This window comes from Bacteroides sp. HMSC067B03 (assembly GCF_001811315.1).
GTDB classification, from domain to species: Bacteria; Bacteroidota; Bacteroidia; order Bacteroidales; family Bacteroidaceae; genus Bacteroides; species Bacteroides faecis.
The window spans coordinates 113,877-137,357 of the sequence record NZ_KV804410.1; the positions used below are offsets into that span (position 1 = coordinate 113,877).

Consider the following 23,481-nt stretch of genomic DNA (forward strand, 5'->3'; position numbering starts at 1 on the left):
CCTGTTAGAGAATAGTTAGAATCCTATTAGAATCTTATTAGAGACCATATTTTTCTTTTTAAAAACAACCTATCTGATTCCAGGAGTGTACACACAAATAAGGGATTGACTAAAAGCCAATCCCTCAACGGATAATATTCCAGAAAAAGTTTTCTATTTCCCAAATCGCCAAGCTAATATTCTGCTACTTTTCGTACCCTGATACATTCGAATAATCTTATATTCCGATGCGTGTACAACTTTCAGTTTAGCATATAGTTTATCCAGATTCTTCTCTTTAGAAACCAAACTCGTAAACCATCCACAATTTACCCGGTATTTCTGACTCTCGGAAATCATATTCAGCAGAAAACGTAATTCTCCACCCTCACACCAAAGTTCATTCGCATTTCCACCGAAATTCAGTTTGGCTTTCTTTACTGTTTCCCCTTTCAGACTACTTAATTTACGTAATGTCCCATCTTCCGCTTCTTCTCTCGAACTATGGAATGGAGGATTGCAAATCGTCACATCAAAATATTCATCGGGAGCGATGATTCCATCAAAAATCTTCCGGTTGTCTTTCTGAAGTCGCAAATCAATCTTATGCGCTAGTACAGGATTACAAGTCACTATCTTTCGTGCATTTTCTATAGATAGCGGATCAATATCAGACCCCACAAATGTCCATCCATACTCAACATGCCCGATAATAGGATAAATACAGTTTGCACCCACACCGATATCCAGACATCTACACTGTCTCCTTGGCTGGTCGTCACATTCTTCTTTTACCATCATATTTACTCCTTCGGGATCAATCAAATCAGCAATATAATGAATATAGTCTGCACGTCCAGGGATAGGTGGACACAAATAGTTCTTGGGAATATCCCAATAGCGGATACCATAATGAGTCACTAGCAACGCTTTGTTTAAAGCTTTCACCGCCTGTGGATTGAAAAAATTTATTGTTTGTTTTCCATAAGGATTAAGCTGCACAAACTTCTTTAATGATGGACAATTTTCCGTCAATAGAGAAAAATCATACTGCCCATTGTGCTTGTTTCTTGGATGTAATTCACTTCTTTCTGCCATGACGGCAAAGATACAGAGAATCTTTCTGTCTGCAAATGACTTTTTAATTCAAATAATGAGGATACAACACACCTTCCTTTTACTTCTTACATAACTTTCCGTCATTCGAGAGACACTATTCAACTTCAAGCATGGTATATACTACTAAACAATAATGTTCTATTTTTAAGATAACATCCAAAATACAGTTGCACTAAAAGTAACAAAACAGAGAATAAAAATGCATAAATAAGTGCAACAATATGCAAATTGTTTTCGTACTGGTTAATCATAAATACCGAAAAGACTAAGTTAAGCACAATGTCTATCTACCAGAGATTTCATTATTCAAATGACAGCTAAAAGAAGTAAAAGCATAGCAATATATTCAGCTTATTCTTTAAATAAAAGAAAGGATGATTTTCATTTTAGCAAATGCAGGCGATTTTCTATTCTTTATTTATCTGCGATACAATCACAGCATTCTCTGATTAATTAAATATTCTTTTTTGAAGAAAGTTCTTTTTTTCTGCGTCTGCGGCCGGAAAAATAAGTTCAACAGTCAACGAACTATCGACATAATACAAACAATTATAGTAGTTAGTAAATCTGCAAGATCTTTACGAAGCAATTTTGTTGCCTGTTGTATACGGTAAGCAATTGTTTTTATTGAAACCCCGGAATCCTCAGCTATTTCTTTATAGCTTTTTTTTGTAAAACGATGCATAACAAAAGCCTCCCGATAGGAAGCAAGCAATGCCTCTATGGCCTCTTTCACTCTTTTCGAAAGTTCCTGAAACTGGTATGCCTCCACGTCATGTATCAGTTTTTCCATCTCTTCATAAAACATAGTATCAGCATGGTTCTTCAGTTGCCTTTGCTTTATACAATTAAGAGATCTATGGTAAACTGATTTGAGTAAATATCTGCCCAAAGAAGTCTTGACCTGAAGCGTCTCGCGATGTTCCCACAGCCATAAAATAGCGTCTCCAGCTATCTCTTTCGACTCTTCATAGTCCACAAACCTATTTCCATACGCACAAAGAATCGGGTAGTATTTTTTTAATATACTATCGAAAGTTACCGAAGGGGCTGAGCGTACCAATTATTTCAATGCAAACATATACAGTGAATACAGCAGATCATTCGCCGATGCACACCATCTGAAAGGAATGGTCGGTTTCCAAGCCGAAGTGAATAAATGGCGGCAGTTACAGGCGTCCAAATTGGACTTGATTTCAGAATCTGTTCCTAATATTAATGCGGCTACGGGTGAATCGACAATCGATAAATCCAAACTGACACATTGGGCTACAGCCGGGTTCTTCGGTCGACTCAATTATGATTATAAAGAACGGTATCTGTTGGAGGTTAATCTCCGGTATGACGGAACTTCACGTTTTGCAAAAGATAAACGCTGGAACTTGTTCCCTTCCTTCTCTGCCGGATGGAATGTGGCACGTGAGGCATTCATGGAATCTACCGGCAATATCATCAATACTCTAAAAATCCGTGGTTCTTGGGGAGAGCTGGGCAACCAGAATACGGAAAATCTATATCCGTATATCCAGTTAATGAAGTTTGTTGCTCAAGATCCTAATTCCCATTGGCTAATCAGCAACAGTCGCCCCAACACAGCGAATGCACCGGATTTGATTTCAGCGTTATTAGGCTGGGAAACCATGCGGTCATGGAATATAGGCTTTGACTTAGGTATGTTGAATAACCGCCTGACCGTAAGCTTCGACTGGTTCAACCGAAAGACGATTAATATGGTAGGACCGGCTCCCGAACTTCCCGTAACTTTAGGGGCGAATGTACCTAAAATGAACAATGCAGATATGCAGTCTACCGGTTTTGAATTAGATTTGGGATGGAGAGATCGTATTAAAGATTTTGATTACGGAGTACACCTGTTACTTTCCGATGACCGTCAGAAAATCTTGAAATATCCTAATACTACAGGCAAAATAGCTACTTGGTATGTCAGTAAATATAACGGTGATATATGGGGATTTGAAACAATTGGCATAACCAAGAGTCAGGAGGAAATGGATGCTCATCTTGCTTCACTTCCGAAAGGTGGACAGGATGCATTGGGAACTAACTGGGGCGCTGGTGATATCATGTATCGGGACCTGAATGGCGACGGTAAGATTTCCGATGGAGCTACCCTTAACGATCCGGGTGACAAAAAGGTCATCGGTAATACTTCTCCACGGTTCCGGTTTGGACTGGATCTAAATGCATCCTGGAAAGGTTTTGATGTACGTTTATTCTTTCAGGGAGTGGCGAAACGTGATGCCTGGCTGAACGACAATATGTTTTGGGGAGCCACAGGGGGTATCTGGCAGTCGGCTTGCTTTACTTCTCATCTTGATTTCTTCCGCGAGGAAGGTGATGATTTCTGGAGCGCTAACAAGAATGCCTATTTCCCGCGTATATTGGTTGACAATTTTGCTAAAAATCAAAAGACGCAAACCCGCTATCTTCAGAATGCTGCCTATATACGGTTGAAGAATCTGCAGATAGGATATACCATACCTGCCCAGATTACTCGTAAAATTGGTATTTCCAACTTACGGGTCTTCTTCTCTGGAGAAAATTTGTTCACCCTTACGGGACTGCCCGAAGGATTTGACCCGGAAACGATTAATACCGGTTATGGAGCGAAGGACGGATCGAACAGTTCGGGAAAGACTTATCCGCTGTCTCATACTTTCTCCACAGGATTTAGTGTTAACTTTTAATTGATGACATATGAAAAAGATAATTAAATACTTATTTTTGCTGACAGGGGGAAGCTTTATACTCACTTCTTGCAACGATTTTCTGGATAGAGAACCTTTGGACAGTGTAACCCCGGACAACTTTTTCTTTACCGAAAATGACTTGGCTGCCTATGCTGTAAAGCATTACAACTTCACGACTCATGAGGGATTTAATGCCGGTATCTGGAAGAATGATAATGCAACTGATAATCAGGCCGCCACTGACTACGATAAGAAGTGGATTCCCGGCCAATGGAAAGTTCCGGAAGCTTATGATAATCCTGCAAGCAACGATCCGTGGCATTTCGCAGCCATTCGTGAAGCTAATTATTTTATCGAAACAGTAGTTCCCCGTTTTGAAAAAGGAGAGATAGAAGGTTCGGAAGTAAACATCAAGCACTATATTGGTGAAATGTATTTTCTTCGTGCCAAGAATTACTTGTCAAAACTGGAGACTTTCGGTGACTTCCCGATTATAAAAAACACATTACCGGATGAAAATGAACCTCTGACTCAGGCCAGCAAACGGGAACCCCGGCATAAAGTAGCACGCTTTATTTTAGAAGACTTGGATCAGGCAATCGGTTTACTGACCAATAATATATCCGGTGGCAAGAACCGAATCACAAAAAATGCTGCCTTGTTATTGAAATCCAGAGCAGCCCTGTTCGAAGCCTCCTGGCTGACTTATCACAGAGGTACCGCCTTAGTACCGGGTGGTAGCGGATGGCCGGGAAAAGCAGAAGACATTGCAGACTTCAATATCGACACGGAAATTGCATTCTTCCTGAAAGAAGCCAAAGAGGCAACTAAAGAGGTAATCGGCAACGCAGCTTTGGTGCAGAATACAGCGAAAGATTGCATGGATGAAACAGTTAAAACGGACGAAGATAAATATAAAATGAGCAACCCCTATTTTGCTCAGTTCTCAGCGAATAGCCTGGAAGGATATTCAGAAATATTATTGTGGCGTGCATATAATCTGCTCGATTATAAAATTGTACATTCAGCTCCTTTCTATATCCGTGTCGGCGGAAATACCGGATTTACCCGCCAATATGTAGAAAGTTTCCTTTGTCGTGATGGCAAACCGATCTATGCAACCGACCAGTACAAAGGAGACGAGTCATTATTGGATGTACGTAAAAACAGGGACTTACGTTTACAACTGTTTCTGATGACACCAGATGAAACTCTTAGTCCGAATGTGATGAATGGTACTCCTGATTTACTTCCGGAGGTTCCAGGACTTTTGGATATAACGGAAAAGAGATGTGTAACAGGCTATCAGGTCCGTAAAGGACTCTCAGGAAACTGGTATCGTGATGGTAACACAGCGATTGAAGGTTGTCCGGTATATCGTGTAGCCGAGGCCTATCTCAACTACATCGAAGCTGACTGTATGGAACATAACGGCACTTCCATAGGTTCGGAGGCAGCAGGATATTGGGGAGATCTTCGTGAAAGAGCCGGATTGCCGAGAGACTACACAGTAACAGTGAACAATACCGATCTCTCCAAAGAACTTGACTGGGCAGCATATTCGGCAGGTAAGCAAGTCTCTCCTCTATTATACAATATCCGTCGTGAACGGCGTTGTGAATTGCTGGCGGAAGGTCTGCGCATGCTGGATTTGAAACGCTGGAGAGCACTGGACCAAGTTAAGCATTTTGTAATTCAAGGAGTTAACATATGGGAATCCGATTTAAAGGATCAGTACATGCAGGATAGAAAAAATCTTCTGGTACAAGAAGGGACGGAAGGACAAACTTCCAATGTCTCAAGCTATGTGAATAGTGGTAAATATCTATGCCCTTACCGCACTGTGAAGACAAATAATCTTATGTACGATGCAGGATACTCATGGTGTGAAGCGCATTATCTGAATCCTATCGCTATCACGCACTTCAGAATTACTGCCTCCAATCCTAATGATCTGAATACTTCTATTATTTATCAGAATCCGGGATGGCCCCTCCAGGCCAATGAAGGACCTGACAATATAGAGTAGAAAATTAAAAAACGAAGAAGAAGTTATTGCAAAAGACTGGATAACAACAATATATATTATCCTAAAAAGGGAAATAAGGATAATTACAACTTCTGCAATACTTCTTCTTTAACTACCGTGCAAAGCCACCCGCATATAATAAAAGACTGTCAAACGAACCAGGCAAATATTTAAGAAAGAATAAAGCTTAGCGTCCAATGTTTAGAAGTACAGGAAAATTTGTACCTTGCCCAGACAAAGTTCTATAGCAAAACAAAATAACCTAATTATTAATACGAGAAAAAACTCAATCAAGTAAACTCTAAGAATTATGAAACACCCCCTCATCTTCTGGAAAACGGTGCTCATCTGCCTGATGCTAGCCGGAAAAACAGGAACTTATGCAGACAACTACCAACCATCTTACTCTACAGCCGGCTTTTATTCACTATCCAACACAGGACGTACAGTATATAGTATGAATCCCGCCTGGCGCTTTCATAAAGGAAACATCAAAGGAGCGGAGCAATCAGGATTTAATGACAAAAGCTGGGATGTCGTATCCTTGCCCGACGGCATAGAATACCTGCCTACAGAAGCAAGCGGATGCATCAATTATCAAGGCGAAGTCTGGTATCGCAAGCACTTTACTCCGGAACAAAGCTGGAAGGGAAAACAACAGTTCCTCCATTTCGAAGCCATTATGGGAAAGTCGAAAATATGGGTGAACGGAAAATTACTAAAAGAACACTTCGGCGGTTTTCTGCCTGTTATCGTAGATGTTACTCCGTATCTGAACTATGGCGAGGATAATGTGATTGCCGTATGCGCGGATAACAGCGATGATCCCTCCTATCCTCCCGGAAAACCGCAAGATGCACTCGACTTTGCTTACTTTGGAGGTATTTACCGGGATTGCTGGATGATAGTCCACAATCATGTATTCATCACCGATCCCAATTATGAAAATGAAACTGCCGGAGGGGGATTGTTTGTCTCCTTTGACAAAGTATCCGAGCAATCAGCATTATTAAAACTGGATGCCCATATACGCAATAATTCAGAAAAGTCATTCAGCGGAAAAATCGTCTATGAACTTTATGACCACAACGACAATCGTGTCCTTTCGAAAGAAACTAATTTGTCGGTAAATAATGGGAAAGCCAAACAATCTTCATGCAAGGCAACCATAGAAACACCACATCTTTGGTCGCCCGACAGCCCTTACCTTTATAAGCTCCATGTTTATGTGAAAGATAGAGCCGAAAACATTATTGACGGATATTACCGACGTATTGGCATTCGCAGCGTTGAATTCAAAGGTAAAGACGGTTTCTGGCTGAACGGAAAGCCTTATCCTTATCCTCTCATTGGGGCAAACCGCCATCAGGACTACGCTGTAATAGGCAATGCTTTACCTAACAGCCTTCACTGGCGCGATGCAAAAAAACTACGTGATGCCGGTTTGCGTGTCATCCGTAATGCCCATTATCCACAAGACCCTGCATTTATGGATGCCTGTGATGAACTGGGACTGTTTGTTATAGTCAACACACCGGGGTGGCAGTTCTGGAATGACGAACCGATTTTTGCTCAACGGGTATTTAGTGATATCCGTAATATGGTACGCCGAGACCGGAATCATCCGTGTGTATGGATGTGGGAACCTATATTGAACGAAACCTGGTATCCTGCGGATTTTGCCAAGAATGTAGTGGATATTCTCAACGAAGAATATCCGTATCCCTATTGTTATGCAGGATGTGATGTTACTGCAAGAGGACATGAATACTTCCCAATCCACTTTACCCATCCTATAAATGGAGGCGGGGGAACCTTTAATACCGAATCTCTGGACCCGAAAATCAGCTATTATACCCGGGAATGGGGAGATAATGTAGACGACTGGAATTCTCATAACTCACCCAGTCGGGCCAACCGTGGCTGGGGAGAAGTACCCATGTTGATACAGGCACAAGGATATGCCAAAAATGACTATCAACTCACCAGTTATGATGCACTATACAGAACTTCCAGACAGCATATGGGCGGTTGCCTCTGGCATTCATTCGACCACCAGAGGGGGTATCACCCCGATCCATTCTACGGAGGAATCATGGATGCTTTCCGACAGCCTAAGCTATCTTATTATATGTTCTGTTCCCAGCGTCCTGCCGAACCCAACAAAGGACTGATAGCGGATAGCGGACCGATGGTTTACATAGCCAACGCCATGACTCCTTTCTCTCCGAAAGAGGTGACAATATATAGTAACTGCGACGAAGTGCGTCTTACATATTGTAAAGGAGGCAAACAATATACTTATCATAAGCCGGTAAATGAAGCCGGCATGCCTTCGCCAATCATCACATTCAAAGATGTCTTTGATGTCATGTATGACAAAAAGCTGGCGCGAAAAGGGAAACAGGCAGATTCCTATCTCTTGGCAGAAGGAATAATGGATGGAAAGGTGGTTGCAACACACAAAGTAACTCCTGCGCGTCGTCCTGCAAAATTATTACTTTGGGCAGACGATGAAAAAGTACAAATGAAAGCGGACGGTTCGGACATCGTGACTGTAATAGCAGCTATCGCAGATGAAAACGGAAATATCAAACGTTTAAACAATTACGAAGTAAAGTTTGAAATTGAAGGGCAGGGGCAACTTGTTGCCGACGAAGCAACCTTTACCAATCCCCGTCCGGTTCTCTGGGGAACTGCTCCGGTACTTGTAAGATCTACCACCACACCGGGAGAAATTAAGATTCGTACATCAGTGGTATGGCAAGGCAAACATACACCGGTTTCAAGCGAACTGGTTATCCACACTTTCCCCTCAGAATATACTCTGATCACGAATAAAGAAGAAATGATACAAGCTCAATCAACAGACAGACGTACCAATGAAAAAGCCAGTACCGTTTCATCCGATTGCGAGAAGCGTGTCCGTGAATTGCAACAGGAATTAAACCGTCTGAAACTGAGAGAAGTAGAGAAACAGCAGAGTGATTTTGAATAATCACCACATTATAAATAGGATAAACACAAACTTATTAAAATTGCAATAATATGAATAGAATATTATATACTTCATTTTTATTAGGAGCAGGCTTCACCTGCATAAAAGCCCAGTCAAGTACTCCTCCTAACATTGTATTGATTTTATGCGACGATATGGGCTTTTCCGACCTAGGTTGTTACGGAAGTGAAATCCAGACTCCCAACATAAATAATCTCGCCGAAAATGGTATCCGCTTCAGCCTGTTCAAGAACACAGGCAGAGATCTGTTTTTTGAGCATCAGAGCTACTGCGCCATTATTTCCGACCACTGGAAACTAGTACGTGGCAGCCGGAATGAGCCATGGGAATTAATAGAGTTATCGACCGATCCGTTTGAAACGAAAGACCTGTCTGCCCAGTATCCAAAACTAGTAAAAAAGCTGGAAATCAAGTGGAATAAATGGGCGGAACGGTCTAATGTGTTTCCACTCGAAAACAAGCCCTGGTCCGAAAGAATCAGATACTATATAGAACGAAACCCAGAGCAAAATGGAAAAGAATAATATTTTTTTTAGGAGATAGTCGTTTTTTTACTATTTTTGCGGTGAGTCACAAGACCGACATCTAATATATTTTCCATTATACACCTAATATTAATAAAAACACAACGACGATGAGAAAAAAATGCTCGTTTCTATTTTGTATTTTATTTACATTCCTTACGGGACATGCAGAAAGTATAGAATACACTAAAGGACTTTCTATTTGGTTTGATACCCCTAACACTTTGGAAGGACAAGCAATCTGGCACGGTAGAAAATCAGACACCAGTTGGGAATCACAATCATTGCCTATCGGCAACGGAAGTATTGGTGCCAATATTCTGGGTTCAGTAGAAGCGGAGCGTATTACTTTTAATGAGAAAACACTCTGGCGTGGCGGTCCTAACACAGCGAAGGGAGCGGATTATTATTGGAATGTGAACAAACAGTCGGCTCATATATTGGATGAAATACGGAAAGCGTTTATAGAGGGAGACCAGCAGAAAGCAGAAAAGCTGACACGGGAGAATTTCAACAGTGAAGTTCCTTATGAATATTCCGGAGAAAAGCCTTTCCGCTTCGGTAATTTCACCACCATGGGGGAGTTCTATATAGAAACCGGATTGAACACAGTAAAGATGAGCGAATACAAACGCATCTTGTCGCTGGACTCGGCAATGGCAGTAGTCCAATTCAAAAAAGACAATGTGGCTTATCAACGCAACTATTTTATTTCTTATCCTGCCAATGTAATGGTCATGCGTTTCAGTGCCGACCAACCAGGTAAGCAGAATCTAATTTTCAGTTATGCACCCAATCCGATGTCTACCGGACAAATCGCTATTGATGGCAGTAACGGTCTTGTTTATTCTGCTTTTCTGGAGAACAACGGAATGAAATATGCAGTGCGTATCCAAGCTACAGTGAAAGGCGGAACTTTGAATAATTCAGATGGAAAACTTACAATAAAGGACGCAGATGAAGCGGTGTTCTATGTCACTGCTGATACCGATTATAAAATGAATTTCGCACCGGACTTCACCGATCCTAAAACATATGTCGGTGTTAATCCACTTGAAACAACGCAGCAATGGATGGAGGATGCAGTAGCCAAAGGATATACCAACTTACTGGACGAGCATTATAAAGACTACGCCGCTTTGTTCAACCGGGTGAAACTGGAGTTGAATCCTACAGTGAAAACTGCAAATCTGCCGACAGAACAACGACTAAAAAACTATCGGAAAGGACAGCCGGACTACTACTTGGAAAAACTCTATTATCAGTTCGGACGCTATCTGCTGATAGCCAGTTCACGACCGGGCAATATGCCCGCCAACCTGCAAGGTATCTGGCATAACAACATAGACGGGCCTTGGCGTGTGGATTATCATAACAACATTAATATCCAAATGAACTACTGGCCGGCCTGCTCTACAAACCTGGATGAGTGTATGCTTCCGTTAATCGATTTTATCCGCACCTTAGTGAAACCGGGGGAAAAGACCGCTCAGTCTTATTTTGGTGCAAGAGGATGGACAGCATCTATCTCCGCCAACATCTTCGGCTTTACTACCCCATTGGAAAGTCAGGATATGTCATGGAATTTTAATCCGATGGCAGGTCCCTGGCTGGCAACCCATGTCTGGGAATATTATGATTACACCCAAAATCTGAAATTTCTGAAAGAAACCGGATATGAACTGATTAAGAGCAGTGCGAATTTTGCAGTTGATTATCTATGGCATAAGCCCGACGGCACATATACAGCTGCGCCATCTACTTCACCGGAGCACGGTCCGATTGATCAGGGAGCTACATTTGTGCACGCAGTAATCCGTGAAATCCTATTGGATGCCATCAAAGCAAGTAAAGAACTGGGAATAGACAAAAAAGAGCGTAAGCAATGGGAACATGTACTTGCCAATCTCACCCCTTATAAAATAGGACGCTATGGTCAGTTAATGGAATGGTCGGTTGATATTGATGACCCGAAAGATGAACACCGCCATGTAAACCATCTGTTCGGCTTACATCCGGGGCATACCGTTTCTCCTGTCACTACTCCCGAACTGGCAGAAGCTGCTAAAGTAGTATTGGTACATCGTGGTGACGGAGCTACCGGTTGGAGTATGGGATGGAAGCTGAACCAATGGGCACGCTTGCAAGATGGAAACCACGCTTATACCCTTTTCGGCAATCTGTTGAAGAACGGAACAATGGATAATTTATGGGATACACATCCTCCTTTCCAGATTGACGGAAACTTTGGTGGCACAGCCGGTATTACAGAAATGCTATTGCAGAGCCATATGGGATTCATCCAATTACTGCCTGCCCTGCCGGATGCGTGGAAAGACGGTTCAATTCAAGGTGTATGCGCCAAAGGAAATTTCGAGATAGGTATTATATGGAAAGACGGACTCTTGAAAGAAGCTACCCTCCTATCTAAGGCAGGACAGAATTGTACCGTGAAGTATGCTGATAAAACAATCTCGTTCAAGACTGTAAAAGGACATAGCTATCAGCTAAAATATGACAAAGAGAATGGATTAATAAAAATCAAATAACAACACTTGGACTTATGCCATTTTTAATGAATACAAAAACATTTACCCCCAAATCGACCATGAAAATTTATACTTGTCTTTGCCTGCTTTTTTTAGCCGGTTATCTGGTTGCCCAGAATAACACTTCGGCATTGTTGCCTATGCCCAATCAGATTACCTCAGTAAAAGGGAAACCCTTCACTGTCCGTTCCGGAAAAACGGCCATCTATATGGGTCAACCGGAGTTGCAGTTTACTGCCAATACACTGCAAAATATATTATATGACAGAATGCAAGTAGAAATCCCACTTGCTTCCGAATCCGGCCATGCTGATATCCGCTTGTTAATTGATCCTGCAATGGATGGAAAAGAACACTATCGTATCGAAATAACTTCCAAAGGAATAACTATCAGCGGAGCTACCGCAGGAGCAGTCTATTATGGAATCATGACGATGGATCAGCTTCTTTTAGGTGACGCGTGCGCCACTGCACAAAAAGAGATTGCTCCTGTCCACATTGATGATGCGCCCCGCTTTTCTCATCGGGCACTGATGCTCGACCCTGCCCGTCATTTTCTTCCGGTAAATGATGTGAAGTTCTTCATTGACCAGATGACACGTTACAAATACAACATACTCCAACTGCATTTGACAGACGACCAGGGATGGAGAGTCGAAATAAAAAAACATCCTAAATTGGTCGGCAAAGATTATTATACGCAAGAGCAGCTTGCCGAAATCATCCAATATGCTGCCCAACGGAATATCGAGGTCATTCCCGAACTGGATATCCCCGGACATACAGTAGCTATATTAGCTGCCTATCCCGAATTGGGATGTACTCATACCGATACGCTGCCTAAGATAGTAGGTAAAACTACAGATTTAATGTTGTGTGCGAATAATGAGAAAGTGTATTCCGTCTATCAGGATATCATCAAAGAAATATCTTCATTGTTCCCATCCGATTATATACATTTAGGAGGCGACGAAGCTGTAATAGAAAAGAACTGGACCAAGTGTACCCGTTGTCAGGCTATGATGAAAGAACTAGGTTATCAGAAAGCATCACAGCTCATGATTCCTTTTTTCAGCCGCATGCTTTCATTCGTCCAAGAAAACGATAAGACTCCTATACTTTGGTGCGAACTGAATAACATTTATCCACCTGCCAACGACTATCTCTTTCCTTATCCCAAAAACGTGACTTTAGTAAGTTGGCGCGGAGGATTGACGCCTACATGCCTTGAACTCACCCGAAAACATGGTAATCCGCTTATCATGGCACCAGGTGAGTACGCTTATCTGGATTATCCGCAACTGAAAGGAGATTTTCCCGAGTTTAATAATTGGGGCATGCCCGTTACCACTTTGGAAAAGTCGTATCAATTCGACCCGGGATATGGCGTGTCCGCTGAAGATCAGACTCATATCACCGGAGTTATGGGAACTTTATGGGGAGAAGCCATACGGGACATAAACCGGGCAACTTATATGGCATATCCCCGCGCTTTCGCATTGGCAGAAGCCGGATGGACACAAATGAAATCCCGTAATTGGGAATCATTCAAACAACGTCTTTACCCCAATCTGACTAACCTGATGAAGAAAGGAGTTTCGGTACGTGTGCCTTTTGAGATAGTTGACAGGAAGTAAAATCTCAATTATAAGCCATTTAAGTGCTATTCCAACTAGACAAGCCAAAAACTATCTATTTTTAGGGATAGGACATTTATGTAGCTATTCAAATAGCATATAAAGTTGGAAGCATACTACTATTCTTTATTATACTAGTACACAGTCAGATATATATTATTATATTCTCAAAGTATTCTCATGCCTTTGAGAAAAAAGTCTCACCTTAATGAGAAAAAATACTCATCTCTATGAGAAAATTTTCTCATAGGGGTGAGAAGTTATTCTCATTGAAGTGAGAATAAAAGGTCTTTGTAGGAATCTGATAATGACTCAGTATTTCTCGTTTTATAGATGCTTTAATTCATTACGGAATAAAGGAATGGACACTTTTTTGATGCGGCAACTTTGATATTTCAAATAAGTTCTTGTGGAACTTGGTTGATTCTGTCTTTAAATAGATCCAATACTGTTTGTATTCACCAATAATCTCATTTTTACGTGTGCAAATATATTTTTTTTTTAAAGAATGATATAATAACCTCATTTTTTCTTTATTTTCCTCCTAATAAAATGTTTTTTCCAACAAATACTCATCAAAATACTACAATTTGAGCATCTAATTTAGTACTCAAAACATAATAAAAGTCATTCTTATTCATAATACACTCATTGACTATTATTTATCTTTTCTCCCTATAATACTATTAAGTTCCACAATAACTAAGATACAATTTGTATTTTTATAGAAACGAAACAGCATAGTTCAGAATTGAAGAAAAAAAGATATAACATATTGTTTTTTTAGCACAAATAAATAAACAAATATGCTTATGAATTCATAAAAATAAGTCCATTTAATGTACGCATAACAGTACAAAAGCATACATGATTAAAGATCAATCAAGTATAAAGTAAGATAAAGTCCTATATCTAGGAAAACACAATGAAATATTGCCTATATACCCATAAAAAAACAGGCAGTCATATAATATAACTTTAATCATTCACCTAAAATCAGATTCATGGAAAATACATCTTAGCAATCCGTTCAGAAACTTCATCAAGCGAAGTTCTCTACTTCTCCTTGGTGTAAATAAAGTTACTTAAATCTCTCCTTGACAAGGAGTGTTAATACTTAAATACTATTTATGAAAAAGAGAATCACACAAACTTTACTGCCAATCATTATGGGATTATCCGTAATAACGCAGTTTGCCTGTTCGGATGACAATAAATCAGGCAGTAATTATAATGGCCCTCTAAAACTAACTACTTTTTATCCGGATTCAGGATATCTTTCCTCCAAAATTATAATAGAAGGTGAAAATCTGGGAACAGATGTTTCTAAATTATCAGTCTACTTTAATAAAAAGAAAGGTTACATCTCACAAGCAGTCGGAAATATTCTAATGGTCTATGCTCCCAAATTGCCGGGAGATACCTGCATCATTTCTGTAGTTAAAGGAAATGATGCTCTTACTTTTGATAATAAATTCCGTTACATCTCCCGTTTTACAGTGGAAAATGTATGCGGTAAAACAGGAAGTAGATACAATATTGGCGGAGATCTCGCCAGTACAACTATTGAAGGCTGGAGATTGAAAGTAGGATGTTGTGATCCGGAAGGTAATTACTATTCATGTTATTCTTGGTTTGGACACAATGGGGGTCTTGCATTAATCAGTGAGAAAAAGAACCTGTCAAAGAAAATCATATCAGAACTGGTTAATGATGTAATGTATCATAAAGTAACAGAGAAACTGTATGCTGTAAGCACACAAAAAAACGTCATTTATGAAATTGATCCTTCCAACGACTGGAAAGTCAAGCGACGTTACTTGAAGCCACAGGACCCTCCCGACAAACAAGTTGACTACAACTCCACATCCTGTATAGCTTATTGTACTGTAGATGGTTACTTTTATGGCCGTACGGCAACCAAACAATTATTCCGCTTCAAACTTGAAGATATGGTATGTGAATATATCAAGAATGATAAATACAATACATCTGTGGCAGAAGCAGAAAACAACTACATTGTCAGTATGATGTTTGGCCCAACTGATCCGACGAAATTATATACTTCTTATGGAGTATCATCCCTCATAAGCGTACAAGATGTCGCAAAACCAGAATCGGAAGAAGAAATATATGCCGGACACCTTAATGTGAGAGCTGACGGAAGCAGCACTACTCAAGTAATTAATGGGTATCGGACGGACTGCTTATTCAGCTGGAACAACCAAATGAGTATTATAGCAGATGAATCTGGACAGAAAAGCATGTATATTGCAGATGCCGGAACTCAAACTATCCGGAAAATAGATATGAATACAGGTATGATAACTACCGTTGTAGGCAGACAAGGCGTTCAAGGTAACCAAAGCGGAACTCCATTAGGATTGACTGTTGAAGGAGATTTGTATATTTCAGATTGTGGGTCCGGATGCGTCCGCAAGCTGAGTCTGCGTTAACCTCAATAATCATATGTAAAGAAGACACTAATGAAAATATATATATTACTATCATTATAAAAAATGCCGATTATTCATTTTTAATTCGTGAGAGAGTACTTTATCCCCGTTTTTCAGAGCGGTAAGAAGTAAAGCCTCTATCCCATCATCTGTTTGATTTTCTTGCTATACAACGTGTAGGTAGAGACTACCCGGTTTATAAACCAGACGACATAGGCGATGTAGAGCGCGAAGAGCAGCCACGCGTACCAGACGCGGGGGGGCAAAGCAGCCGACTGCCGAGGCGATGGCGAGCAGCAGCAGGGCGACGTACAGGCGGGAAATCCACGGGAGGCTTTCGGGCAGGAAGTCGTCTTCTGGGTCGCCGTTGCACATGTCCCCGCCGCAGAAGAAGGTGAGGTCGGCGTATTCTTTGAAGAATGCGGGGGTGTAATAGCCGATGAGCAGCAACAGGAGGCATAACTGAATGTACGCGAGCATCGTGGCGGTTTGCGGCCAGGCGAGGCAGACGCCGCACATCACCGCGAGGGGCACGAACCACAGGATTCGCTTACGCCAGACGACCCGGTCGGGGAGGCACAGCCCGACGAGTACCTCGGCGTGCAGGGCGAAAAACAGGCTCACGCACACGAGTCAGACGAACGGGAGTCTGTCGTCGGCGGACGCGGTGACGAGCGGGGGGACGACGAACCACCCCGCGACGGCAAAGGCGATGTAGACGACCGCCAGCAATCGCCGCGACTGGATGTAGCGATGGTTTACGGTACTTTTCATCTTCGCCGTCACGTACTGGGGCGATTCGTAAGGACGCTGGGTGAGGCTTATCACGGCGTAGGTCGCGAAGACGGTGGCGGCGATGATGCCGGCGATGACGGGCAGGTCGGACAGGTCGGGAAGTGTTGCCATAATTTTAGTTTATTGTTTGCCGTCCCGCCGGACTGACGCGGTTGCGTAGCTTCGGGTGACGGCTGTTTTTTTACCATGCGGAAACGGTTATCCCCGTACATTCCGGCGTCAGGGCTGCGTCGTCCGTTGTCGTGGCGCGGGTGGACGGCTTGGCGGAAGCTGCCGCGCTGCGGTTTGCCGTGTTGATGGCGAGGTTGAGCGTGAGCGTCCGTCCGCTTTGCAGGCGGCGGGGTGGGTCGTAGGCTGTGGCGCCGGGCAGCTGGGCAGGGAAGGTGTAAGTGAGTTCCTGACCGCCGGCGGTGATGGTTATCTTCTCGCTAAGCGAATGTATGTCTTGCGGCACGAGGATAAAGGTGGTGGTGGCCCCTGTCCGCGTGGGAGGATTATCACCATATATAGCGCTGTTGTCGGCGAGTGCCGTGGCGTTGGTGAAATCTACGACCGCGCAGCAATACAGACTCTCACTCAACCGGACGCTGGCTTGGGACAACTCGTCCGCCGTCAGCGCGTTGCCCGATAGGTTCACCACCAGCCGGTGCATCACGTGGCGGAAAGCGAGACGGACGGGCTCGCCTTTCGCCACGGTGACGGTGGGAGCTATCAACAGGTCGGGGTTGGCGGCGCGGAGGATATAGAAGCAATTATCGTTGTCCACTGCATTTTTAGGATAAGCTCCCGCAAAGGTGAGCGGACCCTTGTTGCCAATGTCCTTGAAGTCGTCCCAACGGAGAACGGTCGTCCCTATCGTATATTCCACGTGGTATGTGACGGGGACGCTTCCCCTCACCCGAAGCCTGAGCACGTCGCCCGTGGCGAACGCGCCGCTGCCGTCGGGGTTGAAGGTGGCACGGGTATCGGCCGACCGCCCGGCGGGGAGGACATCGGCATCGGGGGACGCGTCGATGGTGGCTACTATTTTCAGTTCGCTGTTGTCCGCGGGGGTGTCGGGGATGTTGTCTTTGCTGCACGCGGCGAGGGCAAGCGTGGCAGTGAGGGTAATCAGTTGTATTGTTTTCATCATTTATCCTTTTTCTAAATTTATATTCTTCCTAATATCTGTGCGGGGAACGTTTACCGACTGCTCCCTCAACTATCTTTTGATAGTCGGGCAACTCAGTTCCGCGAGTTGCCCGACTGCTTGGTGGTTTGCTGCACGGGATACCACTTTCTCCACTGTGTCCTCATCCTGCGGATTTCGACGGCTGAATGAGGTTTATCCTTTTTTGGCCCAGCCCACCACGTCGATATAAAAGTCGTTGTAGTCCTCGTCGGTGGATTCCTCGATGCAGAAGCCGTAAACCTGTCCCACTTTTACCGCATGGGCGTCGGTGACGCTGTTGGCGGTGATGCTTTGCCGGATTTCAGTGCTTTGGGGAATTTCGACGGACAGGTACAGTTCGTTGCCCGTGAAGTCGACATGTCCCTGTGCCAGTGACTGGTAGGAGGTGCCGCCGCTTGTTTTGGAACAGGTGAAATATACTTTTCCCGTGTCGTCGTACAGTTTTATCGTTCCGGTGTAATAACACTGCGAGCAGACATACCATGAGAGGTTGTAGCCCTTTTTAATTTCCGTTAAAATGTATTTTTGCGAAGCCATAATACGTTGGTATTTAATTGGGTTGCTGTTGAAAATACTTCCAGTTCGTGCCGCATGGCGGTATGGAATATCTCTTTAGCCTGCTCTTCATCCGTCTGCGTGCGGTAGTTTTCAAGCATATTCGCCATCTGGTAGGCGCCATCGGGTGTTCCGCCGTTGCCTTCTATCCAGAAGTAGTAGAGACCGTCGGGGGAAGCCGTCGGAAGCAGTTGGTTCGCTATCCAGTTCCACAGGTATTCGCTGGGGAGCATCACGCAGAAGAGGTAGGGCGAATCGAGGTGGCCTGCCACATGGGCTTCGTAGTCAGCGTAGGACTTGATGGGGTCGTCGGGGATGACGCCTGAAGCGTCGCGGATGTGCCACGGCCCGTGGTAGTATAGGTTGTACTCTTCGTAGCTGGCACACTTGCCTTTCAGGAAGTCGCTGCATACGTCGTCCAACGGATGGGATGCGGCGGCGGCATAAGCGTTCTCCGCCTCGAAGCAGTAATAGGCGTCCTGTACCATCAGCGAGCCGTAGGCGTTCGGGTCGAGGTTGTTGTTCCGTATGCCCCGGAAGTAGTCGGTATCAAGCACCTGTCGGGCAATATCTTCGCATTCGTTCCACATTTCCCAGAACAAAGCGTCGGCGGGCGGCTCGTCGGAGGAGAGGGCGATGCCTCTCTTGCCCATTTTGGCGGCAGCGACTGAAAAGTCACGCCGGATGTACCATTTGTTCATCAGTGTCATAAGCTTTTGTTTTTAGTGTGAATACTTTTGTTTTAATGCTTCGATAGCCCCCGCCCTTGCCTGCTCCTTTCCGTATCGGGACGGGGGGATAGTGTATAATCGTTCGCGCCGTTCGGCAAACCGTCACCGGCGTTGCCGGTTTTGTCGTTCCGCTTCCCCTTTCCCGAAGTCTGACGTTGACGATGCCAATGTCTGGCTTTGACCGTGCCGAAGTTCAACTTCGGGAAACGAGCTGGATCGTTACGGATTCGTGATGCTCTTCCACGTGGCGTTAGCCCACGTCGTTCCGTTCACGGTGGGGCTGCCCGTGCCGCCGGTGTTTTTGTCCGCGTTGAGGACGAGGGTGCAGTTGGCGGCATCGAACAGATCGCCGGTGGTGCCTTGGTTGCCGAAGACAGCTCCATTGTCCAAGGAACCTCCGTCGGAGAGCGTTAATGCTCCGGAGGCGGTCGCCTCTATCCGTGTGAGGCTCTTGCAACGGTTCGCGATGTAGGCACCGAATCGGGTGGCCTTCGGTAGTTTCAAGCTCTCCATGGCTGTACATCCGGTGAAAGCGTAGCTGTTAATCAGGGTGGCTTCCGGCAACTCCGGGTTCGTCAGCCCGGTACAATAACCGAACGCTTTCTCCCCTACGGTTGTCACCTCCTTCGCGAAGCCGAAGCCTTCATTCTCCGTTGTCAGCTTCTTACAGGAGTAGAACGCCTCATCATTGATTTCCGTCAGCGCGGAAAGGGTCAGCGTCGTGAGTGCCGAACAACCCGAAAATGATTTGTATCCCGTGCTTGTCAGCTTCGGGGCATTGACGGAAACCAGCGATTCGCAATCCCCGAAAGAGCCGGTATGGCTACTGAAGTTGTTAGCCGTAAGGCCGCCGCTGATGGCAAGGGCTTCGGGCAGGGAAAGGGCGGTGAGGCCTGTCTCTTGGAAAGCCTCCATGTAAAGGTTGATGACCGCGGACAAATCGACGACCGTCAATGCCTCACAGAAACCAAAAGCCTGCTTTCCTATATGGGTGACGTCCTTCAGATTGATGGTGGAGAGCGATGTGCAACTAAGGAAAGCCCCGAGGCCAATGGCTTTTACCTCGGCGGGAAGAACGACTTCCGTCAAGGCCGCGCACCCATAAAAGGTATAGGCGGGGAGGCCGGCTACAGAGGATGTGACATCCGGGAAGTTGCTGTATGCCACGGTTTGCCAGCCCGTCACGCCCGACAAGTCCACCTTGGTCACTCCTGTATTGTAGAAAGGATTGCCCGTTGATTGAGTATAATCTTCCTTTATTCCTAAATTGGCGATAGGGCCTGTCAGCTTGAACTCGGTGATGCCTGCGGCGATAGCGGCATCGATGGCGGCTTTTACTTGGTCGGCAGTCATGTCGGTCATGTCGATGTTGCCGTCGGTGGGGGTGTCGCCTCCGCCAATGTTAATCTCGCCGTCGATGGTGCCCTGCGTGTCCCATGCGGCGATGTCGCCGGTGGTGAGGGTAACTCCGTCACGGGTAAGGGCAAGATTCAGCGTCAGCGTCTTGCCGCTTTCGAGGGCGGTGAGGGGTGCCGTAGTGCCGCCGGGCAGGGTGATGTTGGCGGGTACTTTATAGACATACTGCTCGCCGTCCATCGTGATTTGAATCCAGTCGGCATTGGTGGTCACTTTTTGCGGGGCAACGACAAAAGTGGCGGCGGCTCCGGTCTTGGTGCCGTAGTCGCCGTCCGTCGCGTCAGCTTCGCCGGGGGTGACGGTGCCTGCGGTGATGTTCACCGTGGCGGAGGCGTTCATGCCCGCGAGCGATACCCGTGCCGTGGCGATGTCCCAGCCGTCGATGTCCGTGGAGAGGTTCACCGTGAGGCGGTGCATGGCGTGGCGGAAGGCGAGCGCGACGTCCTCACCCTTACTCGCCGTGACGGGCGTGGCGAGCAACAGGTCGGGGTTCGTGGCTGTGGCTGCGTTGAAAATGGTTGCCGCCGGGTCTGTGATAGCCTCCGCTTTCGGGTAGTAGGCGGCGAAGGCAACGGGGTCGGTCATGCTCAACTCGTCCCACCAGAGGGCGGTCGAGCCTACGGTGTAGGCGCTGTTGGCGAGCTTGGCGGTGGCGCCCACGGTGGCGTACAGCCCCAGCACGTCGCCCGCTTCAAAGTTTCCGCTGCCGTCCGCGCTGATGGCGGCACGGCTGCCGAAGTTTCCGGCATCGATAGTTCCTCCGATGGAGGTCCGGATGTTCACCGCGGCACGGGTTGGTCCGTCCGGCTCGTCATTCTTACTGCATCCCGCGAGGGCAAGCGTTGCGGCCAGTGTTGCCGCCAATAGAGTTCTTGTCTTCATTTTGTTTCTGTTTTTAATATGAATAGGATATGTTTTGTTTTATCGCTTCGGGAGTGTCCGCCGGGGCGGGACAGTCACGACGTGTCTTCCCCTGCGTATTGAAGGCAAATGTAGCCGGAACGCGCATTCACGGCAAGAGCGGAGGTGGTTTATCTCGTGTGGCAATACGAAATAAACTGGTTTATTTCATTCGATTACGAAATAAACCACTTCGGACAAGCAAAAAACCTTTGCCGCGGAGGTACGGCAAAGGCTTTTTTGAGAATCAACTTTCGGTTCTGTTTTTCAGTTTTATCCGATTTAAGTATTCGGTCGGGGTTTCTCCCATAACCTTTCTGAAATAGGTATAAAAATTTCCCCGTGTATTGAACCCGACCTTTTGCGCGAGTTCGTTCATTGATATGCCGAGTTCTTCCGACAATAATTCCTTGGCGTACTCGATGCGCAGCCCCACACGCCACGACAAGAAGTCCTGCGACATCTGCTCTCTGAAATACCACCGCAGGAAGTTGGGGGTCGTGCCCAATTCCCGCGCAATCTGTTCGCGTCTATCTTCCTGCACGGCATATCCCCTGTCGGCCACCCATTGTTCGAGAGTCACGCGCAGCCGTTCCGTCTTTTCCCACCGTTCTGCATCGGAAAGTTCCGTGGCGGCAACCTCCGGCACGGACGGCTGCTCCGATTCCGGTTTTATTTCCGGTTGTTCCGTCAGCGCGGGCAGGTAATAATTCACCTTTGCCGCGTAGTTGGAGAAACGGCTGGAGAACCACCCGTAAAAGACGACGTATCCCACCGTGAAAAGATTATAGGCCATCGGCGGCAACCACATCGACACGCTGGCCGCCACCCCGACGGCAAGGGCGGCGTAAAACCCGAATTTTGTCCACCGCAGCCGCGAGTCCTGCTCCTCGTCGTAATAATCCTCCAACTGCGCGAGGCTTTCGGCATACTTCCGGCGAAAGAGCCATGTGTAATACGTCAGTTGCCCGGCATAAACCGCCAGTGCCGCCGGAAATATCCAGCGAATATCGGTCGCGAGGGCAACGGGCATGAACAAGGCCACTGCCGCCGTCACGATACCGACCTGCGTCCACACCCGCCGCCGGGTGACATACAGCGGACAGATAAAGATGAACAGCGTGGCGGTAAACAGCAGCGACTGATAAGCGGCGGTCGCGATGGTGAGTGTGGCTATGATTTTCGGGTCGCCCTCCCTATTGACGAGGAGTTCAGCTACAGTCGCCCCGGCAAGGATGAAATAAGAGGCGGTCAGTATCGCGCGTGACGTGCGCAGTTTCCGCGTTTCCTTCTTGCGTGAAATATCGACCCCGCATAACTGGAACCCAAAAGCTGTCAGGATAATAGCCGAGACAACGGTGACGAGCGTATAAATATTCAACCACATACCGCCCTCTCGCCTAATGAATAGGATATTTCCAGAAAAGAAAAGGATACGCTATTTGCGTAGGAACTGAAAATAAGTATATTACGCGCGAAGAACAGACGGCGCAATGTGTGTTTAGAAGAATTTGGCAGACCGCCAAATTTTCAGGCATAAAAATAGCGGGGAAAGCGTATTTTTTTCTTTCCTCCACCGTATTTGCCATCGAGCGCACGGCATTGTATGCTATGTCCGCGTGTTCACACCTCATTTTTTTAATCGCACTACTTTTCACCCCGCAAAATTACGCCTTTTTATGGAAAAGGGCAAATATATGGAGGCCAAAGAGTTGGGGGGAGGAAAGAAAGAATTGTCAATGCGATAAATTATTTGTCCGAAAAATTATTTTCCGAATTGTCTCATGACAATGAAAAAACTGACGATCGCCAGAAAGTTAAAGGAAAAGAATGTGGATATTATGACAATTAAAGAGTGCGCAGAATTGCCATTGGCTGTTATAAAACGTT

16 protein-coding genes are annotated in these 23,481 nt (G+C 45.4%); 7 read left to right on the plus strand and 9 right to left on the minus strand.

Annotation, left to right across the window (positions count from 1 at the left end; genetic code table 11):
* Nucleotides 1-153: 153 nt before the first annotated feature.
* Both rlmF and HMPREF2794_RS18805 read right to left on the minus strand, forming a co-directional pair.
* Nucleotides 154-1,077 carry a 23S rRNA (adenine(1618)-N(6))-methyltransferase RlmF gene (gene rlmF / locus HMPREF2794_RS18800; RefSeq protein ID WP_055269901.1) on the minus strand — a complete coding sequence of 308 codons (924 nt, stop codon included), beginning with the start codon at nt 1,075-1,077 and terminating at the stop codon, nt 154-156.
* Between the two features lie 541 nt (nt 1,078-1,618).
* Nucleotides 1,619-2,161 carry an RNA polymerase sigma-70 factor gene (locus HMPREF2794_RS18805; protein ID WP_055269899.1) on the minus strand — a complete coding sequence of 181 codons (543 nt, stop codon included), beginning with the start codon at nt 2,159-2,161 and terminating at the stop codon, nt 1,619-1,621.
* 16 nt (nt 2,162-2,177) lie between these two features.
* On the opposite strand from HMPREF2794_RS18805, the gene HMPREF2794_RS18810 reads away from it, so the two are divergent.
* From HMPREF2794_RS18810 to HMPREF2794_RS18840, 7 genes are all read left to right on the plus strand, one after another.
* Nucleotides 2,178-3,806 (plus strand): SusC/RagA family TonB-linked outer membrane protein, encoded by a 1,629-nt coding sequence (locus HMPREF2794_RS18810; RefSeq protein WP_229137690.1) that lies wholly within the window; start codon nt 2,178-2,180, stop codon nt 3,804-3,806.
* A gap of 10 nt (nt 3,807-3,816) precedes the next feature.
* Nucleotides 3,817-5,838, plus strand: coding sequence for a RagB/SusD family nutrient uptake outer membrane protein (locus tag HMPREF2794_RS18815; RefSeq protein WP_070752197.1), 2,022 nt, complete (start codon nt 3,817-3,819; stop codon nt 5,836-5,838).
* Between the two features lie 310 nt (nt 5,839-6,148).
* Nucleotides 6,149-8,836, plus strand: a complete 2,688-nt coding sequence (locus HMPREF2794_RS18820; protein ID WP_083312129.1) for a glycoside hydrolase family 2 protein — start codon at nt 6,149-6,151, stop codon at nt 8,834-8,836.
* Between the two features lie 50 nt (nt 8,837-8,886).
* Nucleotides 8,887-9,381 (plus strand): sulfatase-like hydrolase/transferase, encoded by a 495-nt coding sequence (locus tag HMPREF2794_RS18825; protein ID WP_010537372.1) that lies wholly within the window; start codon nt 8,887-8,889, stop codon nt 9,379-9,381.
* A 110-nt stretch (nt 9,382-9,491) separates the two neighbouring features.
* Nucleotides 9,492-11,930 carry a glycosyl hydrolase family 95 catalytic domain-containing protein gene (locus HMPREF2794_RS18830; RefSeq protein WP_010537371.1) on the plus strand — a complete coding sequence of 813 codons (2,439 nt, stop codon included), beginning with the start codon at nt 9,492-9,494 and terminating at the stop codon, nt 11,928-11,930.
* Nucleotides 11,931-11,989: 59 nt separating this feature from the next.
* Nucleotides 11,990-13,567 carry a beta-N-acetylhexosaminidase gene (locus HMPREF2794_RS18835; RefSeq protein ID WP_070752234.1) on the plus strand — a complete coding sequence of 526 codons (1,578 nt, stop codon included), beginning with the start codon at nt 11,990-11,992 and terminating at the stop codon, nt 13,565-13,567.
* 1,130 nt (nt 13,568-14,697) lie between these two features.
* Nucleotides 14,698-16,023: an IPT/TIG domain-containing protein gene (locus HMPREF2794_RS18840; RefSeq protein ID WP_083312131.1), complete on the plus strand. Its 1,326-nt coding sequence runs from the start codon at nt 14,698-14,700 to the stop codon at nt 16,021-16,023.
* A gap of 165 nt (nt 16,024-16,188) precedes the next feature.
* On the opposite strand, the gene HMPREF2794_RS18845 is transcribed toward HMPREF2794_RS18840, so the two are convergent.
* From HMPREF2794_RS18845 to HMPREF2794_RS18875, 7 genes are all read right to left on the minus strand, one after another.
* Nucleotides 16,189-16,647, minus strand: a complete 459-nt coding sequence (locus tag HMPREF2794_RS18845; RefSeq protein ID WP_139147273.1) for a hypothetical protein — start codon at nt 16,645-16,647, stop codon at nt 16,189-16,191.
* Nucleotides 16,648-16,656: 9 nt separating this feature from the next.
* Nucleotides 16,657-16,929 carry a hypothetical protein gene (locus HMPREF2794_RS28555; protein ID WP_139147274.1) on the minus strand — a complete coding sequence of 91 codons (273 nt, stop codon included), beginning with the start codon at nt 16,927-16,929 and terminating at the stop codon, nt 16,657-16,659.
* Between the two features lie 70 nt (nt 16,930-16,999).
* Nucleotides 17,000-17,950: a fimbrillin family protein gene (locus tag HMPREF2794_RS18855; RefSeq protein WP_070752205.1), complete on the minus strand. Its 951-nt coding sequence runs from the start codon at nt 17,948-17,950 to the stop codon at nt 17,000-17,002.
* 192 nt (nt 17,951-18,142) lie between these two features.
* Nucleotides 18,143-18,526 carry a hypothetical protein gene (locus tag HMPREF2794_RS18860; RefSeq protein ID WP_070752207.1) on the minus strand — a complete coding sequence of 128 codons (384 nt, stop codon included), beginning with the start codon at nt 18,524-18,526 and terminating at the stop codon, nt 18,143-18,145.
* Nucleotides 18,502-19,254, minus strand: a complete 753-nt coding sequence (locus HMPREF2794_RS18865) for a hypothetical protein (RefSeq protein ID WP_168166613.1) — start codon at nt 19,252-19,254, stop codon at nt 18,502-18,504. Before HMPREF2794_RS18865 ends, HMPREF2794_RS18860 begins: the two co-directional genes overlap by 25 nt.
* Before the next feature lie 240 nt (nt 19,255-19,494).
* Nucleotides 19,495-21,573 (minus strand): leucine-rich repeat protein, encoded by a 2,079-nt coding sequence (locus HMPREF2794_RS18870; RefSeq protein ID WP_070752209.1) that lies wholly within the window; start codon nt 21,571-21,573, stop codon nt 19,495-19,497.
* 265 nt (nt 21,574-21,838) lie between these two features.
* Nucleotides 21,839-22,978, minus strand: coding sequence for a helix-turn-helix domain-containing protein (locus HMPREF2794_RS18875; RefSeq protein ID WP_070752211.1), 1,140 nt, complete (start codon nt 22,976-22,978; stop codon nt 21,839-21,841).
* Nucleotides 22,979-23,481: the final 503 nt, after the last annotated feature.